Source organism: Lysobacter sp. N42, from assembly GCF_004344885.1.
The window spans coordinates 341,387-358,936 of the sequence record NZ_SKFB01000002.1 but is presented as its reverse complement, the minus strand read 5'-3'; the positions used below and the strand labels follow the sequence as shown (position 1 = coordinate 358,936).

Here is a 17,550-nt window from a genome sequence, read left to right as displayed (position 1 = left end):
AAATTATTAAAATATTGTAATTTTGCTTTGAATTAAGCTTGAATTTTTCTTTGTTCTGATGCGGTTGACCACGCCAGGCTGGTGTCTAGCATTCTTTGGCTAAATCCCCATTCATTGTCGTACCATGCCATGATTTTAACAAGTCTTCCGTTTACTCTCGTCTGGTTAGCATCGAAAATTGATGAATGCGGGTTGTGATTGAAGTCACTCGATACTAAAGGTAATCGGTTTACATCGAGAACTCCCTGAACGGAACTTGATTGAGCGGCTTTCGTAATACAAGCATTAACTTCCTCTACTGTTGTTTCGCGCTGTGCAATAAAGCTCAGATCAACCAGAGAGACATTTGGGGTAGGGACGCGAACCGCTAAACCATCAAACTTACCTTTCAATTCGGGAATAACCAAACCAACGGCAGCTGCTGCTCCTGTTTTAGAAGGAATCATCGACAGTGTTGCTGCTCTTGCTCTTTGCGGGTCTGAGTGAACAGAGTCCGTGAGGTTTTGATCGTTGGTAAACGCATGAACTGTGGTCATGAGTCCGCTTTCTATTCCAATTTCGTCTTGTATTGGTTTTGCTACTGGAGCAAGACAATTTGTTGTACATGAGGCATTTGAGACGATTCGATGCGCGTTCGAAAGAAGGTGATGATTAACTCCAAAAACTATTGTTGCGTCTGCATCTACTGAAGGCGCGGATATTAGAACTTTATTAGCTCCTGCTTGCAGGTGCAGTGATGCACTAGCTTTCGATGTAAAAAGTCCAGTGCACTCCAGAACGATATCAACCTGTAGCTGTTTCCAGGGGAGCCGCTCTGGCTCTCTTTCACGTAAAAGTAAAATTGAATAGTCGTCAATTCTTAGTTCATTTTCTGATGCTGATACATTGTGCGCCAGTGCTCCATGAATTGAATCGTATTTTAGTAAATGTGCATTAAGCTCTGGTCTTGCTAAATCGTTGATGGCAACAATCTGAATGTCATCGTGCAATTGGCGTTCAAGCCATGCGCGGACCACGTTTCTGCCAATTCGGCCAAAGCCATTTATGGCAACTCGAGTAGTCATGGTGTGCCTCCTATTCGTAGTTGGAATGATCAGGCTTGTCGTAGCGTGAATCGCGAAGCGTAGCCTTAATCAGTCGAAGTTTCTCCTGCAAAGCAGGACCTTTTTTCAATGTAAAACCAGTAACCAAAACATCGATCAATAGAAGTTGAGCTATTCTCGATGCCATGGGCATATACACGTCAGTGTCTTCAGGTACTTGGGTTGAAAGAACGAGAGAGCATACGTGGGCTAGAGGACTGTCTGCATCAGTAACACCTACGACAATGGCGTTCGACTGCCTTGCAAGTTCCGCTATCTCAATTAGTGCTTTAGTTCTTCCTGTGTGACTGACAAAAATAAGTACATCGCCTTTTTTAGCGTTAATGGCCAACATGCGTTGCATTAAAATATCGTCAGAAAAAAGCACCGGTGTGTCGAAGCGTAAAAACTTGTTGTGAGCGTCGTGGGCTACAGAGGCAGAGGCGCCTAGCCCCATAAAGATAATCTTGCCAGCTCGATTGAGATGCTCAATTGTTTGTTCAAGCGTTTCAATATCTAAATTCTGTTGAGTGAGACGCAAGGATGAAATAGTTGATTCGAAAATTTTAGAGCTGAATGATGCTGCACTATCGCTCTGCTCGACATGTCGATGTACATAAGGTGTTCCCTTTGCAAGACTCTTGGCTACTTGAAGCTTAAAGTCAGGGTAGCCTTTGGCTCCCATAGTTCTGCAAAAGCGATTTACCGTAGGCTCGCTGACGTCGGCAAGATGAGCGAGATGCGCAATACTGTGGTGAATTGACGATTCTGGATCCGCCAAAATGACTTGAGCTACTTTACGCTCTGATTTACTAAGTTGATCTAGCTGATTTCTTATTTCGTCTAACATGCGTGCTGTACCGTGTATTATTTTGTAGTTAAATTACATTTAATTGGTAAATCATGCAAACTATTGCTAACATCGAGTGATATTTTGTAGCAAAACTACATTTCGTGAGTGGGATATGACTTCAGCTGAACAGAAATATGACCTTGTTCTTTTTGGTGTTTTAGGTGACTTGTCGCGAAGAAAGTTACTGCCGGCGCTTTATCAATTGGAGAGAGCAAACTTGCTAGATGAGAATTCTCTCATTGTTGGCGTCGCGCGTGAGGAGCTCACTGAAAAACAGTTCCAACAAGAAGTTAAAGCGAGCTTACAACGCTTTATTCCAGTTGCAGAATTTGACGATTCAATTTGGCTTCGAATGGCCGAAAGATTGCGCTATTGCGAGCTAGATTTAGCGGATAGTGACGGTTTTCAGAAGTTGCCGTCGGTCTTAAATAACGAGAATAACAATAGTTCACGCTCTGTCATGAGCTATTTAGCTGTTCCTCCGTCGCTTTTTGCTCAAGTTTGTAAGGGACTCGAATCAATTGGTTACGCCTCAAGTCCTTCGCGAGTAGTCCTTGAAAAGCCACTAGGTCATGATTTTGAGTCATCGGTAGAAATAAACGATGAGGTAGCTCGATACTTTGACGAAGAGCAAATTTATAGGATTGATCACTACTTGGGTAAAGAAACAGTTTTGAATCTTATGGCTTTGAGATTCGCAAATCCCATCTTTTCCAGTCAGTGGAGTCGTAAGTACATTGACCATATTCAAATTACAGCTGCAGAGCAGGTTGGTGTTGAGGGTCGCTGGAGTTACTACGATGACGCAGGCCAACTACGAGATATGGTACAAAATCACTTACTGCAAGTCCTCGCTCTTGTGGCTATGGAGCCGCCAACCCAACTCGACGCTGAATGCGTAAGAGACGAAAAAGTAAAGGTGTTAAGGTCATTACGCGCAATTACCACTGAAAATGTGAACGAAGATGTAGTGAGGGGGCAGTACGCGGCGGGATTCGTAAATGACCAGAAAGTACCAGCCTATCTAGACGAAGAAGGTGCGAGAAAAGCCAGTGACACCGAGACCTTTGTCGCACTTAAAGCACATATTGATAACTGGCGTTGGGCGAACGTGCCATTTTACCTGCGCACAGGCAAACGGATGGCGAACAAGTGCACTGAAATTGTCATAAGCTTCAAACCGCAGCCGCATAACATATTCAAAGATTCCATCGGGAATCTGTCTCCGAATCGTTTAATTATTCGATTGCAACCTGATGAAGGGATTGAGATCGAAATGATGAATAAGGTGCCTGGTTTAGGTAAGCAAATGGAGCTGAAGTCCACGACGCTTGATCTTAGCTTCGATGAAACCTTCAAGAACAATCGTATTTCAGACGCTTATGAGCGGCTTTTACTTGAAGCTTTTCAAGGTCACCAGTACCTGTTCGTCGCTCGGGAAGAGGTTGAATACGCTTGGCGCTGGATAGACTCCATTCGCAAAGCATGGCAACAGTCCGGCGAAAAACCTAAACCTTATAAAGCAGGGAGTTGGGGCCCCGTTGCTTCCGTATCTCTCATGGCCCAAGAAGGAAGAGAGTGGGAAGACGATGTCTAAAGCGCAAATTCATATTTTCAATCATAAAAATGAACTTGCCGATCAACTCACACGGCAAGTGTGTCGAAAGCTCGAGGAAGCTATAAAAGAAAGAGGTTCTGCAACACTTGTAGTATCCGGGGGAAGCACTCCTGTACCTTTCTTCCAAAGGCTATCTGTTCAAATGTTACCGTGGGACAAAATTACAATATTACTTGCTGACGAACGTTGGGTTGATGTGAATAACGAGGCGAGTAATGAAAAATTGGTGCGAGAGAATCTTCTTCAACATCGTGCCGCATCTGCGAAATTTATATCTTACATTAAAGACCCAGAAAGTATTGATGCCTCGGTTGCACTGGTGAATCAAGAATTGTCGCTCATGCCCGCGTTTGACGTGGTCATTCTCGGTATGGGAGATGATGGGCATACCGCTTCATTGTTCCCTTGTAGTGAAGAAATCGACGAGGGCTTAAACGGGAAAGAATCATTCATTGCTGTTTATCCTAAGACAGCTCCTCATGCACGTGTTTCTATGACCAAACGGCGTTTACTCAATAGCCTTCAAATCTATGTTCACCTCGTGGGTCAGAACAAGAAACACACGCTAGATGAAGTAATGGACTCTGGTTCTCAACTCCCGATGAACTATTTTATTCATCAAGACTTGGTCTCTGTAGATGTCATGCTTGCAGTACCTAAGCAGTAATTTGAGCGAGGATTAGATCATGCATCCTGTTATAGAGCGCGTTCAAAAGCGTATTGAAGAAAGAAGCCAAAATACCCGAAAAGACTACATGGAAAGAATGGCGGCGGCGCGTCAACAAGGACCACACCGTGGCGCACTGTCATGTGGCAATCTTGCTCATGGGTTTGCTGCCTGCGGGCAGAGCGAAAAGACAAACCTCAGAAGTTTAACCAAGGCCAACATCGGCATTGTGACCTCTTATAACGATATGTTGTCTGCGCATCAGCCTTATCATGATTACCCGCAAAAACTTAAACAAGCCATCCATGATGTAGGTAGCGTTGCGCAAGTTGCGGGTGGTGTACCTGCAATGTGTGACGGTGTGACCCAAGGTCAGCCTGGAATGGAATTAAGCTTAATGAGCCGAGACGTAATAGCTATGGCTACCGCAGTAAGCTTGTCCCATAACATGTTTGACGGCGGCTTAATGCTCGGGATATGTGACAAAATCGTACCCGGGCTTTTAATTGGCGCTTTAAGCTTTGGCCATTTGCCGTTTGTATTTGTGCCCGCAGGGCCGATGCCCTCGGGTATTACAAATAAGCAAAAAGCTCGCGTGAGAGAGTTATACGCTGAGGGAAAAATTGGTAAAGAAGAATTGTTGGACGCAGAGTCAGCTTCATATCACAGCCCTGGAACATGCACGTTTTATGGCACTGCTAACTCAAACCAACTTATCGTAGAAATTATGGGCTTGCAGCTTCCTGGGTCTTCATTCGTAAATCCGGGTAGTGAGTTACGAGAAGAGCTTACGCGAGTTGCAGCCCAGCAAGTAACCCGTATTACTGATTTGGGCACAGAATACACTCCAATTAGTGAAGTGGTAGACGCGAAAGCTATAGTTAATGGTCTTGTAGGACTTCTGGCTACAGGAGGTTCGACTAATCATACTATGCATCTTGTAGCTATTGCTCGGGCTGCGGGCTTTGTGATTAATTGGGATGATTTCGCTGAACTCTCGAGCGTAGTGCCGCTAGTTACTCGTATTTACCCGAATGGTGAAGCAGATATAAATCACTTTCAACGTGCTGGCGGAATGGCTTTCCTAATTCATACCCTGCTTGAGAAGGGGCTATTGTTTGAAGACGTTAATACTGTTGCCGGCTTCGGGTTATCAAAGTATACGAAAAAGCCCGTATTAGTGGGGGGGCAGGTCACATGGGAAGAAGGGCCGAAAGAGTCATTAGATACATCGGTGCTTCGTAGTGCGGAAAACCCGTTTAGTGACCATGGTGGCCTTGCTGTACTGTCGGGGAACCTAGGGCGCGCCGTTATTAAAACTTCAGCCATTCCAGAAGGTAAAGAGTCGATTACCGCACCTGCTGTGGTGATGTCTTCTCAGCATGAACTGGATAAAGCATTTAAAGCCGGAGAGCTCGACCGTGACTGTATTGTTGTTGTCCGGTTTCAAGGTCCCAAGGCGATTGGGATGCCGGAACTTCACAAGTTAACACCGCCATTAAGCGTGTTGCAAAAACGGGGCTTCAATGTAGCGCTCGTCACCGACGGTCGAATGTCTGGTGCTTCAGGAGCAGTTCCCGCAGCTATTCATGTAACACCTGAAGCAGTGGAAGGCGGATTGATTGGTAAAGTACAACATGGCGACATGATTAAGCTTGACCCACACTCAGGGACGCTAGAGTTGCTAGTAGACGCCTCGGTGCTTGAGCAGCGAGAGCAGTCCCATTGTGACTTAAGTACTAGCCATTTTGGCATGGGCCGAGAACTATTTAACGGTTATCGTGGCCAATTGAGTGGTGCGGAAGAGGGGGCGTGTGGCCTATTGGGCGGCTCTGTCGCGTGCGCGAATAACAATAAAAACGGTACTAAATAACATGTCTACATTTGCAGTAGTAGCGGATATAGGTGGCACAAATGCGCGTTTTAGCCGCATTAATTTGACTACCTTTGAGCTTGATCGGATTCAAGTTTTTGCTTGTGCTGATTACCCCACTCTGGGTGATGTTTTAAATGCGTATAGCGATGAACAAGAAGTGCCACTTGAGCATGTAGCTATAGCTATAGCCTGCCCTGTTGATGCTGACGAAATTGATATGACGAACCACCATTGGAAGTTTTCAGTGCGCGGTGTGAAAAAGGCCATGAGCTTGAAAACTTTCATCGTTCTCAATGATTTTGCAGCGGCAGCCATGAGCGTAGTGACTTTGAAACCACATGAACTCAAGCAAATAGGTGGAGGTAAGATTGCACCTAAGGCGCCGAAAGCAATTCTGGGTGCCGGTACAGGGTTAGGGGTTGGCCATTTAATTACTCTTCCAGATGGCAGCGCTATACCACTACCTGGTGAAGGTGGACACGTTGACTGGGCGCCTACTAATGAAAAAGAGTGGGCAATTCATCGGTATATTCATAACCGGTTTGGTCGTGTATCCGCTGAACGTGTTCTCTCCGGCCCTGGATTAGAAACGTTGTATCTCGCTTTGGCTGATTACCATGGCAAGAATGTGAATAACTTGAGCGCTGCTGAGATAGGAAAGCGCGCATTGAGCGGTAACGATACATTAGCTTTAGAAGCAGTAAACCAATTCTTCGCTAGCTTAGGAACTTTCGCGGGCAACTTGGCGTTAAACCTAAATACCTATGGCGGTGTCTATATTGCAGGCGGAGTAGTTCCAAAACTAATGAATTTGTTGGCAACATCAAACTTTAGAGCGCGTTTTGAGCATAAGGGGCGCTTTTGCAAAGTTGCAGAGGCTATTCCCTGCTTTGTAATCACAGCTGAACATGCTGGCCTTAGAGGGGTAGGGCAGTATCTCAAACAACAGTTACAAGAGAAAAAGCAACAGATGGGGGAGCTATGAGCTTTAAACACTGGAAACACCAACCTGAATACTTAATGAGTTTAACCCCTATCGTTCCTGTTATCGTTATAAACGATTTAGATGATGCGGTGCCCTTAGCTAAAGCTTTAGTTGGCGCGGGAATAAAGCTTTTAGAAGTTACTTTAAGAAGTGATGTGGCATTGGAAGCTATTTCTAGAATAGCTGAGTTTGTACCGGAAGCTGTAGTTGGTGCGGGAACTGTCAGTACCCCTGAAGAACTAGATTCCGCGCAAGAGGCAGGTGCCGAATTCGCAATAAGTCCAGGTATAACCCCCGAGTTACTTGACTCTGCTGCAGCTGGGAGCATTCCGCTGATTCCTGGAATTTCCACGGTGTCAGAGTTGATGTACGCCAAATCAAAAGGTTACACACATTTGAAGTTTTTCCCAGCTGAAGCTGCGGGTGGAGTGCCTATGTTGCAGGCTATAGCCGGACCTTTCCCTGCAATGCGGTTCTGTCCAACAGGGGGTATCTCTGCAGTAAATGCTAGTAATTATCTAGAGCTTAATAACGTGCTTTGCGTGGGCGGATCATGGATTCTTCCAAAGGATGTGATTGCTGACAAGAACTGGGAAAAACTTAAAAAATTAGCAGCGGCTGCCTTACCTAAAAAATAAAAACCAGAATGTTCTTAAACTGAGGGCAAGTGTAAATAGAACCACAACGAAACCTAAAATGTTTTGCGTGGTTGTGTTTTTGTATTTTCCAAGTTTGTTGTGGTTTACCGCCATTAAAAGGAAAGTTGCAATAAGCGGCAATAGTAGGGCGTTCATTATCTGGGCAAAGGTAATTAGGGTTAATGGCTGAATACGCAATGAAGCTATGATGACGCCCGTAATAAGAATGCCTATCCATGTCAGCTTAAACATTCGTCCGTTAAGACTTCTTTGTCCACCGAGGATGCCTGTTAAAGCGTATGCTGAAGCAAGTGGTGCTGTGATAGCTGAAGATATACCCGCTGCAAAAAGGCCAATTCCCATGAGTATTCCGGCGGCATCACCGAAGACCGGCTCTATGGTTGTCGCGAGATCTGCCGGGCCGCTAATCGTTAAGCCTTTCGCGAAAAAGGCCGTTGAAGCGGTAGAGAGAATGGCTAAGGTGATTAACCCGCCAATCGGAATTGAAGTCCAAAGGTCTTGATTAGACTCTTTCAGCGCATGCTGGGTGTCTTGACCATGCCAGCGTTGTCTCGCGCTATCCGCATGAAGAAAAATGGCGTATGGAACAACCGTTGTACCCACTAAAGCCATGAGCGTATATAAACTGCCGCTTGGCGCTGATGGAAGAAAGCCTTTAAATAGCCCTAGCCAATCTGGTCCTGTAAGTATAAATGTGCTTAAAAACGCTAGACTCATTAAAGCAACAAGTGCGATAAGTGCTATTTCTATCCTCTTATATTGACCTTGCCAGAGAATCACACCTGCGATAGTACCAATGACCAGGGTCCAAACATTGACATTGTAGTTCGATTGAAGAGTTTCAAATATTTCGGGCGAGGGCATTAACGCACTGACACCTATACTGGCACCGGTAATATTTCCACCCTGATATGCTGCGTTACCAATCACAATTGCAGCTATAACGAGAATGAAAAACAAAATTCGGAGAATAGGGTGAGTGACTAAAGTTCTAAGATTCTCCCCAAGTCCTTGTTGAGTAACCACGCCTACACGCGCGGCCATTTCTTGAAGGATAAGGGTAGCGCCGATTGCGCACACAAGTACCCAAATCAGCGCATATCCAAATTGGGCCCCAGCTAGAGAAGCTGTTACCACCGTGCCGGGGCCAATAAAGGCCGCGGCAACAAGGGTGGCTGGACCCAGTTTCATTAGGCTTCCATTGCCTGCTCAATCATACGCTTGATGTAGTCGAAATGAGCAACCACTTCGAAGTCAGAGCGGCGTGGAGCACGCATCGCTTTGATTCGTTCTAGTTGCGCATACGCCGCAGTACGGCTGATATGATCAAACGGTGAGTCACCTTCTAGGCCTGAAATTGCAATTAAACGCTCTACGTAAGCAATTTGCAGGTTGCGGCTAGTGGTTGTGATTGAACGAGGATTCGGGAATACCGCGTCTGTTAAATCAGTCATCACTTCGCCAAGTGGGTACTCGTTACCATAGCGTGTAGAGTCGGTAATACGCTTCATCGTGTTCGGATGAAGTACATGATTCAACACGTTCTGTTGCATCATCAGTACCATGTCATGAAAATTCGGGTCTTCGTTATTACCATAGTGGTTGAAGCCACGACGCTGTCTTTGCATGTATGCAAGAACAGGTTCCATAGACTCAAGAACGTCTGGTGCAAATACCGAGTCAGTTAGCGTTTGCATCGCTTCTTTTTGAAGCTCTTTTGGCACTGGTGTAAATGGAGCATTTTCAGCGCCTTGGCCTACGAATGCACGTTCTACATAAACACCACCAATTTGACGAGAAACCACGCCAGCTTGGCCATAGTAGTTACCAAACAAACGGCTAGCTAATGTCGATAGCTGTTCGTGAGACTCGCCTTCTGGGCGCGCTTCGTCAAGTAGAGTACCAAAAGTCTCGTTCACGATAGCGAAGCGACCTTGTGCATACTTCACAGGCTCTGAAGACATATCACCAATCATTACGCGTGGGTCGATGTGGCGACCAGGTGCACGCATATCGTCAGCGTCGTTACCGAACGCTAGTTCATGTTGGTGTGAACGGCTAAGAATTTCTTCTAAACGTTCTTCTTCAGCTTCTGGAGTTGCTGCAGCTTGGCTGTAACCGTACTCGATTGCCCAGCGGTCATAAGGACCTACTACGTACTGGTAATAATCACCTTGTTCAACGCCGGGTGGTGCGATGTTTACTGGCGCATAGTCCATAACAGAACCAGTAAGCTGACCTTGTGTTGTCGCTGCATCATGCACTTCTTCTGAATCCCACAAAATAGAAGCTTTCATATTGTGATTCAGACCTAGTGTATGGCCCACTTCGTGCAAAATTACGTGAATCATACCTTGGCGTAGTAATTCGTTGTCTTCAATAGACTCAACACCAAGTAAGCCAGACATCGCTGCACCAGCTAGTAGCCCTTCGTTGATCAAGTGACCTTGGCTGCAGTATGCCGCGTCATCAATTGAAGCGTCGTTTGCACCATATAGTTCACCTTCAATCCAGCGATTCGTCATGTAGACATATTCCATCATGATGTCTGCACCAAGAATTTGACCGGTATAAGGGTTAGCTAGAGACGGGCCATAGCCACCGAATGGAGGGTTCGGAGATGAAGTCCAACGGATTACGTTGTAATTAATGTCGCCTGCGTCCCATTCTGCGTCGTCTGGTTGAATGCGTACTTCTAACGCGTTAGAAATGCCTGCTTGTTCAAATGCTACGTTCCAAGCAAGTACACCTTCGGTAATTACGCCACGCCACTCTTCAGGAGTAGTATTTTCCAACCAGAAAACGATAGGTTCTACAGGATCTGAAACTTCAGCTGATGGATCTTGCTTAACCAAGTTCCAGCGGTTGATGTTGTCCATGTACGGAGCCCAGTCTGCTGAAGTCATATCGTCAAACTGGTTACCGAAATAACCTACACGAGCATCGTCGCGGCGTGCTTCAAAGTCATTTTCCGGTAGTGCAACAAAAGAGTGCTGCATGGTTACCGAAGTAGAACGTGGGTCTGCTACTGCAGCCGTTGGCCACGAAGAAGGATTCGGGTTATTGAACACGTAGTTCACAACAACGTCTAGGTTGTTGTCATATACACGCTCGTTCAGTACACGAGATTGTGACTTGCTGAAACTGCCTACGCTAAAACCGTCACGGTTGTTCGGGTTCGGGTAAGGAGATACACGGTGCAGTGCTTCACTTACAAAAATGTCGTCGGCAGGAATAACAATACGGCCGTCTTCTTCATGTTTGATTTCAAGCGAAGCAAGAACACTCGTGCTCATGTTTGCACTTTCTGCATTGCTTAGCGCGCTGTCTTGATCAAATTTGAATCGAATAGGGCGTTGGATAATGTCGATACGATTGTAGTAACGACGAAACTCAACGATTTTCTCATCACGATATGAACCACGGAAATGACCCGCTTCTAGTACACCGTCATGAGTCATCGCGAAGTAAAGGAAAGGGGTGTTCAATTGGTCTTCCGTGAGTGACATCATTAACTCACCAGATTCTGTATCACGGTAAAGATTGAACAGACCTTCTTGAACTTCTAAGTCTTCAATGAGTTTCGCGTACGTCATTTCCTCTTCAGCGTCTTCACCTTCTTGCGCTGATACTGGAGCTACGTACCCGTTCAGTCCAAGTGCAAATGCTACTGCACTAGCTACTGCGAGCTTTTTCAACATGACAAGTCCTCTTGTTGTTTTTTAGTAATAACCTCCCGATTCTATAAGGTAATGCGACAAAATGAAAAGCTTAGCAGTAACAAAGTGTAAACAAATAATACCGTTGCTATTTGCGTAGGTGTTTAAGGCAGGTCATAATAGTGTTTCACTAAGCAATATTGTGGACTAATGAAAACTTTTTTCACTTGGTTACTTATAAGCATAATGACCGTGGGGCTTCTTGCAGCGCCCGCGAGCTTTGCTGTGCCAAATGAAAATATGCCAACGAATCACATCGTGAAAAATGAAGATGCTCCTTGTCCGATGCACAAGAGCGATTCAGCGATAAGCGATGCCAGCGCACTATACGATTGCTGTGATGAAGGTCAGTCTCATACCGTTCATAGTTGTGATAAAGGATGTGATCACTGCGAGCATGTGGTCGCGTCGAGTGCTGGCCTTGTTTCAACGACGACTGTTGCCCATGTGCGCATGTCTTCCGAGCGCATACCGTACGTCACTCTCAATTATCAATTTTACGCAAGCCTTCAGAATCCTCCGCCCAGTCGTGCTTAAGGAAACCCGCTGACGCTGCAACTTGCTTTGCGGCGAAACGTTTTCTTTTAAGTTGTACGATTGAGGCATTGCCATGTTTATTGATAAAAAAGTTTTAACCCGCTTAGCGAGTATTTTCTTCCTAATGTTCGCTCTTACTGCTTGTACCGAGCAAGATGCTCATGACCACACGTTGGCAGAGCAAGTTGCTGATGGCAGCACCGTTACGGAATACACCTGCTCGATGCACCCTTCAGTGCGCAGTACCGATCCTAATGACACTTGTCCAATTTGCGGAATGGACCTGATTCCTATTGAAAATGAAGGCGTTGAAGTCTCCGAGAGTGCAGAGTTTACCGAGTTTTCACCGCGAGCAGTGTCTTTAATGCGTGTCCAAAGCTCGCCTGTAATACAAGGCGTCGCTAAAGAAATGGTGGAGCTTCAAGGGCGTGCTCAATGGGATACCCGGCATATTAAAACACTTACGGCATGGTCTGCCGGTCGCATTGAAACCTTACATGTCGATGAAGTGGGTGAGCAGGTAAATGCAGGCGATCGGGTTGCGTCGTTATACAGTCCTGAACTTTTGAGCGCGCAACAGGAATACTTGGACGCAGTGCAGCTGCTTGAAAATCGTCAGCTTTCACCCACTTTACGCAGTTCAGCGCAGGAAACCTTGAGAGCGTCGGCTCAAAGGCTGCAGTGGTTAGGTATCCCTCAGTCTGATATCGAAAGATTAGTGGCAGAAAGGAATCAAGAAGATGCCGTTGCAATATATGCGGCTATGTCGGGTGTTGTGATTGACGCTTTAGTCGCAGTCGGTGAGTACGTTGAGCGCGGTGCACCAATCGCACGCATTGCCGACCCCGAGCATGTTTGGGTTGAACTCGACGTGTTTCCAAACCAAGTAGCCTACCTTAGTGAAGGTCAAAAAGTGGTGGTGAATAGCGTTGGTTTAGCAGAGCCACTTATGGGTACCGTGACGTTATTGGAACCTGAATTTGATGACAGCCGCCAGGTTGTGACTGCACGTGTCGAGTTCGAAATTGGAGCTTCTCAACTGTTAACTGGAGCGTTTGTCAACGCTCAACTTGAATACGAACAGCAAGACCAAGTCTTAATTCCAAAAAGTGCGGTGATGTATACCGGCGAGCGATCGTGGGTGTACGTGCAAAACCCTGAGAACGAATACCAATTCGCAGGTAAAGAAGTTCAAATTGGTAAGTCGTTTGGGGATTATTACGAGGTTAAAGCTGGTTTAAAGCCTGGCGATCTTGTTGTGACACAAGGGAACTTCAGGCTAGATAGTGAACTTCAACTACGCGGTCAGGCAAGCATGATGAGTGGCCGCCAACACCAAGAGCACCAGCACAGCGAACTAGTTGATGAGAGTTCGATGGAAAATATGCCTAATCATAATGCGGCCACTGAGATTATCTCGGATGAGAACCTAGAGGTGATACTTACGCATTATTTTGCTCAATGGGACGCGCTCAAATCGGACGACTTGCAGTCTTGGAAATCAGCTGCAGAAAACTATATGGCTGCGGTTGACGCTGTGGATTGGTCGGAGCAAATGTCAGAGATACGTGCACAGGCAACAAGAGGTCAGCAGCACGTCATGCACGTTTCTGATTTGCAAACCGCACGAGACCATTTTTACTTTTACTCCCTTGCTTGGATTCAAATAGCCCGAAAGCAAGGCACCTCTATAGAAGCGCATGTTGCATATTGTCCGATGGCGAGATCTGGCGCAGGGGCGGAGTGGTTGCAACCTAACCGGGAACTTCAAAATCCCTATTATGGCTCGATGATGCTGCGCTGCGGTGAAATGAGAGAACCACTGCAACACGAGGCTTCTTAGTCATGATTGCCTGGCTTTTAAGAAATCGGTTGGTGGCTGGAATTCTGGCCATCCTGATCGTTTGTGCAGGGGTTTATGTTTCTCCGTTTAGTTGGCAGTTGTCGACACCTCGCAATCCTGTCGCTGTGGATGCACTTCCTAACCTCGGAGAGAATCAGCAGATTGTATTTACTGAATGGCCCGGGCGCTCGCCGCAAGACGTTGAAGATCAGGTAAGTTATCCGCTTACGGTTAACCTCATGGGTGTTGCGGGTGTTAAAGATGTGCGCAGCGTTTCCATGTTTGGTTTTTCAAGCATAGCGGTCATTTTTGAAGAAGACGTCGACTTCTATTGGTCAAGAACTCGAATTTTGGAAAAAATCTCTTCAATGCCTTCGTCAGCACTTCCTGCTGGAGTTCAGCCTCAACTTGGACCTGATGCGACAGGTTTAGGCCAAGTATTTTGGTACACAATCGAAGGGCGAAACCGGTCTGGACAGCCAGTTGGAGGTTGGGACCTCGACGAGATCCGCAGTGTACAAGATTGGTATGTACGCTATGGACTTATGCAAGCCGAAGGTGTCAGTGAAGTGGCTTCAGTGGGTGGTTTCGTCCGCGAGTATCAGGTTGATGTTCATCCACAGGCTTTACGCGAGTATGGATTAAGTATTCAGGATGTTGAGAATGCGGTTCGCCAGGCCAACCTTGAAGTAGGGGCGGGCAACACTGAAATTAACGGGGTTGATTACTTGGTTCGTGGAGAAGGGTTTATTACTTCTCTCGAGGAATTGAGAAGTGCAACCGTCAAGCAGTTACCGAACCACCGCTCCATACGAATTTCAGATGTGGCTACTGTGAGCTTTGGTCCTGCGCGTCGTAGAGGCGCGCTCGATGTAGACGGTGCAGAAGCTGTTGGAGGTGTGGTCACGGTTCGTGAGGGAGCCAATCCTTATGAGGTCATTCAGCGCGTACAAGAAGAAGTACAGCAAATAGGACGGAGTCTTCCTGCCAAAGCTATTGTAGATTGGCGTGAAACGTCTGCACAAACCGTGGTGAACTTCGCTCAACAGCAAGGTTTACCGCTCTTTCCGGGCAGTCATCCACAAGCAGATGACTCAGAGCCAACGCATGACGCTTGGGCGAATTGGTTAAAAGCTCACCCTGAGAGGGTTTGGCCTGAATGGTTGAGCGAGAGCCAATTAACCATTGTACCGTTTTATGACCGATCAGACCTTATTCAAGAAACCTTGGGAACACTTGAGAACGCGCTCTCTCACCAGCTTTGGGTGACCGCAGCGGTTGTTCTGTTGTTGCTTCTTCATTTTCGCTCTGCACTCGCCATAAGTGCGATGCTGCCACTCGCGGTACTGCTAACTTTTGCGGTGATGAAGGTGATGAATATTGAAGCCAACATTGTCGCACTGGCTGGTATTGCTATCGCAATCGGTACGATTGTCGACATGGCTATTATTGTCACGGAAAACGTTTACCGCCATGCGCGAGGCTCGGACGCAACCAACAAAGAGCGCACGCAAAGTGTTGCTCGGGCTACTAAAGAAGTGGCTCCAGCAGTATTTACCGCAATAATTACAACGGTGATTAGTTTTATTCCTGTCTTTGCACTTACAGGTGCTGAGGGTAAACTTTTCACGCCATTAGCGTACACGAAAACAATTGTTCTTCTGGCATCTGTACTCGTGGCTGTGGTGATTCTACCCTCTCTTCTACGCTTGTTGCTAAGTGAGCGATTTGATTTTGTAGACAAACTCAAGCACAAACACCACAAGGTTTACCGTGTTATTTATGCCTTGTTATTGGCATATATCGGATGGGTTCTAGCTGGCGCCTGGCTTCCATTAGGTGTGGAAGCAGGCAGCCTTCGTAACTTTGTTTTTGTCGCTTTCGTTTTCGCTGTTGTCGTGGGTGTTTTTAAAGGTTTTCTTTATGTTTATCCGCACCTACTGGCCTTCTGCCTGAGATTCAAAGCAGCATTTTTAGCCTTACCAGTTGCTTTAATACTGTGGGCTGTTTCTTTGTATCCCAGCTTTCAGCAAACGTTAATGCCTGCCTTAGACGAAGGCGCGTTCCTATTGATGCCAACTACAATGCCGCATGCTTCGATAGGCGAGGCACTCGACATTTTAAGCGAGCAAGACCGGACTATTTCCGCTATTCCTGAAGTGGAACGTGTCGTAGGAAAAATAGGCCGTGCAGATACCGCGCTCGATCCTGCTCCGATTTCTATGGTTGAAACCTATATTGCTTATGCTCCTGAATATGTGGTGGACGAGAATGGTCGAATTCAACGATTCAAAGTTGATGCGCAGGACGAATTTGTCCGAGACGAACATGGCGATTTGGTTCCTGATGACTCAGGTCAGCCATTTCGGAATTGGCGTACGCATATTCAGTCTCCAGAAGACATTTGGCAGGAGATTATTGCCGCAGCTTCAATACCCGGTGTCACTTCCGCACCTAAATTGCAGCCTATTGAGACACGTCAAATTATGTTGCAGACGGGCATGCGTGCTAATACAGGTATTAAAGTTCAAGCAGGAACTTTACAAGCACTTGAGGAAGCTGTTCTGGTTTTTGAGCGAATATTGCAAGAAACACCTGGAATCCGTCCTGCTTCGGTCAATGCAGAACGTGTAATTGGTCAGCCTTATCTTGTTGTGAATGTCGATCGCGCACGTATTCAAAGATATGGCTTAACGATGCAGCAAGTTCAACGCACGGTTGCAACTGCTATTGGCGGTCAATCCGTATCTACCTCCATAGAGGGACGGGAACGTTACAATATGCGTGTTCGTTATCCGTTGGAGCGACGAAACGATGTCGAAGCTATGGAACAAGTGTGGTTAACAACACCGGATGGAGAGCAAATACCTTTAGTTGAAGTTGCCGACATTACCTTCGAGCAAGGTCCTCAAATGATTCGTACAGAAAATACCTTTCTGACAAGCTATGTCACGTTTTCTTCTGAGCCAAGCCTTACTGATGTCGCCGTTGTAGAGGCCGCATCGAAGCGTATCGAAGAGGTTTTGAGTGCTGGGGGCGAAACGCTTCCAGCAGGTGTTCAATACAGGTTTGCCGGTAGTTATGAACAGCAACAGCGAGCTATGGAAAGATTAAGTTGGATTATTCCACTCGCGTTGTTACTTATTTTGTTGGTGCTGTACGTTCAATTTAACCGTATTTCGAGTGCCTTATTTATTTTCTCGGGAGTCGCTGTTGCTTGGTCTGGCGGACTTGTTTTGTTGTATTTGTACGGTACAGACTGGTTCGGGAATTTTGGCATTCCTTGGTTAACGGCCGGTCAGTCCATGCGCGATATTTTCAATATCGACACGGTACACTTAAGCGTTGCCGTTTGGATTGGGTTTCTAGCCCTATTCGGAATTGCGGTTGACGACGGGGTAGTCATGGCCACTTACTTAAAGCAAAAATTTGAGCGCGTGACCCCAGTCTCAACTCGTGAGTTGCGTGAACAGGTTATTGCCGCAGCAACGAGACGTGCCAGGGCCTGTCTTTTGACTAGCGCAACAACTATTCTTGCTTTACTGCCTGTTCTGTCAGCGACAGGAAGGGGTGCAGACCTCATGTTACCGTTAGCCATTCCAACAGTAGGTGGGTTATGCTTCGTTGTTCTTAGCATGTTTATCGTTCCTGTCTTATGGAGTTGGCGCGAGGAACGTGCCTTCAAACGATTAGGAACCTAGGAGTGAGTTT

The 17,550-nt window shown here is 46.4% G+C and carries 11 protein-coding genes; 7 read left to right on the top strand and 4 right to left on the bottom strand.

What is annotated here, in order from left to right:
- Window positions 1-32: 32 nt before the first annotated feature.
- Window positions 33-1,064 carry a type I glyceraldehyde-3-phosphate dehydrogenase gene (gene gap / locus EYQ95_RS06880; RefSeq protein ID WP_111915164.1) on the bottom strand — a complete coding sequence of 344 codons (1,032 nt, stop codon included), beginning with the start codon at window positions 1,062-1,064 and terminating at the stop codon, window positions 33-35.
- A gap of 10 nt (window positions 1,065-1,074) precedes the next feature.
- A complete protein-coding gene (gene hexR / locus EYQ95_RS06875; protein WP_111915163.1) occupies window positions 1,075-1,932 on the bottom strand; it encodes a transcriptional regulator HexR in 858 nt (285 codons plus the stop codon).
- Window positions 1,933-2,047: 115 nt separating this feature from the next.
- Here hexR and zwf point away from each other — a divergent pair, with 115 nt between their 5' ends.
- From zwf to EYQ95_RS06850, 5 genes are read left to right on the top strand one after another with little or no spacing between them, the layout of a single operon-like run.
- Complete coding sequence (zwf, locus tag EYQ95_RS06870) at window positions 2,048-3,532, top strand: glucose-6-phosphate dehydrogenase (RefSeq protein WP_111915162.1); 1,485 nt, start codon at window positions 2,048-2,050, stop codon at window positions 3,530-3,532.
- Window positions 3,525-4,220 carry a 6-phosphogluconolactonase gene (pgl, locus tag EYQ95_RS06865; protein ID WP_111915161.1) on the top strand — a complete coding sequence of 232 codons (696 nt, stop codon included), beginning with the start codon at window positions 3,525-3,527 and terminating at the stop codon, window positions 4,218-4,220. Before zwf ends, pgl begins: the two co-directional genes overlap by 8 nt.
- Window positions 4,221-4,239: 19 nt before the next feature.
- A complete protein-coding gene (gene edd / locus EYQ95_RS06860) occupies window positions 4,240-6,093 on the top strand; it encodes a phosphogluconate dehydratase (protein ID WP_111915160.1) in 1,854 nt (617 codons plus the stop codon).
- Window position 6,094: 1 nt separating this feature from the next.
- The gene (gene glk, locus EYQ95_RS06855; protein ID WP_111915159.1) at window positions 6,095-7,081 is read left to right on the top strand and encodes a glucokinase; all 987 of its coding nucleotides are present in this window, start codon (window positions 6,095-6,097) and stop codon (window positions 7,079-7,081) included.
- Entirely contained in the window at window positions 7,078-7,719 is a 642-nt protein-coding gene (locus EYQ95_RS06850; protein ID WP_111915158.1) for a bifunctional 4-hydroxy-2-oxoglutarate aldolase/2-dehydro-3-deoxy-phosphogluconate aldolase, read from the top strand. The genes glk and EYQ95_RS06850 overlap by 4 nt, the downstream gene beginning before the upstream one ends.
- On the opposite strand, the gene EYQ95_RS06845 is transcribed toward EYQ95_RS06850, so the two are convergent.
- Window positions 7,705-8,931 (bottom strand): Nramp family divalent metal transporter, encoded by a 1,227-nt coding sequence (locus EYQ95_RS06845; protein ID WP_111915157.1) that lies wholly within the window; start codon window positions 8,929-8,931, stop codon window positions 7,705-7,707. The genes EYQ95_RS06850 and EYQ95_RS06845 overlap by 15 nt on opposite strands.
- Window positions 8,931-11,441: a zinc-dependent metalloprotease gene (locus EYQ95_RS06840; protein ID WP_111915156.1), complete on the bottom strand. Its 2,511-nt coding sequence runs from the start codon at window positions 11,439-11,441 to the stop codon at window positions 8,931-8,933. The genes EYQ95_RS06845 and EYQ95_RS06840 overlap by 1 nt, the downstream gene beginning before the upstream one ends.
- 628 nt (window positions 11,442-12,069) lie before the next feature.
- Between EYQ95_RS06840 and EYQ95_RS06830 the strand changes: the two genes are divergently transcribed.
- Window positions 12,070-13,839, top strand: a complete 1,770-nt coding sequence (locus tag EYQ95_RS06830) for an efflux RND transporter periplasmic adaptor subunit (protein ID WP_111915155.1) — start codon at window positions 12,070-12,072, stop codon at window positions 13,837-13,839.
- A 2-nt stretch (window positions 13,840-13,841) separates the two neighbouring features.
- Entirely contained in the window at window positions 13,842-17,540 is a 3,699-nt protein-coding gene (locus EYQ95_RS06825) for an efflux RND transporter permease subunit (protein WP_111915154.1), read from the top strand.
- Window positions 17,541-17,550 lie beyond the last annotated feature (10 nt).

Excerpts from the sequence above, each read along its gene's own strand:
- gap (WP_111915164.1), bottom strand. The coding sequence starts at position 1,064 with ATGACTACTCGAGTTGCCATAAATGGCTTTGGCCGAATTGGCAGAAAC.
- hexR (WP_111915163.1), bottom strand. The coding sequence starts at position 1,932 with ATGTTAGACGAAATAAGAAATCAGCTAGATCAACTTAGTAAATCAGAG.
- zwf (WP_111915162.1), top strand. The coding sequence starts at position 2,048 with ATGACTTCAGCTGAACAGAAATATGACCTTGTTCTTTTTGGTGTTTTA.
- pgl (WP_111915161.1), top strand. The coding sequence starts at position 3,525 with ATGTCTAAAGCGCAAATTCATATTTTCAATCATAAAAATGAACTTGCC.
- edd (WP_111915160.1), top strand. The coding sequence starts at position 4,240 with ATGCATCCTGTTATAGAGCGCGTTCAAAAGCGTATTGAAGAAAGAAGC.
- glk (WP_111915159.1), top strand. The coding sequence starts at position 6,095 with ATGTCTACATTTGCAGTAGTAGCGGATATAGGTGGCACAAATGCGCGT.
- EYQ95_RS06850 (WP_111915158.1), top strand. The coding sequence starts at position 7,078 with ATGAGCTTTAAACACTGGAAACACCAACCTGAATACTTAATGAGTTTA.
- EYQ95_RS06845 (WP_111915157.1), bottom strand. The coding sequence starts at position 8,931 with ATGAAACTGGGTCCAGCCACCCTTGTTGCCGCGGCCTTTATTGGCCCC.
- EYQ95_RS06840 (WP_111915156.1), bottom strand. The coding sequence starts at position 11,441 with ATGTTGAAAAAGCTCGCAGTAGCTAGTGCAGTAGCATTTGCACTTGGA.
- EYQ95_RS06830 (WP_111915155.1), top strand. The coding sequence starts at position 12,070 with ATGTTTATTGATAAAAAAGTTTTAACCCGCTTAGCGAGTATTTTCTTC.
- EYQ95_RS06825 (WP_111915154.1), top strand. The coding sequence starts at position 13,842 with ATGATTGCCTGGCTTTTAAGAAATCGGTTGGTGGCTGGAATTCTGGCC.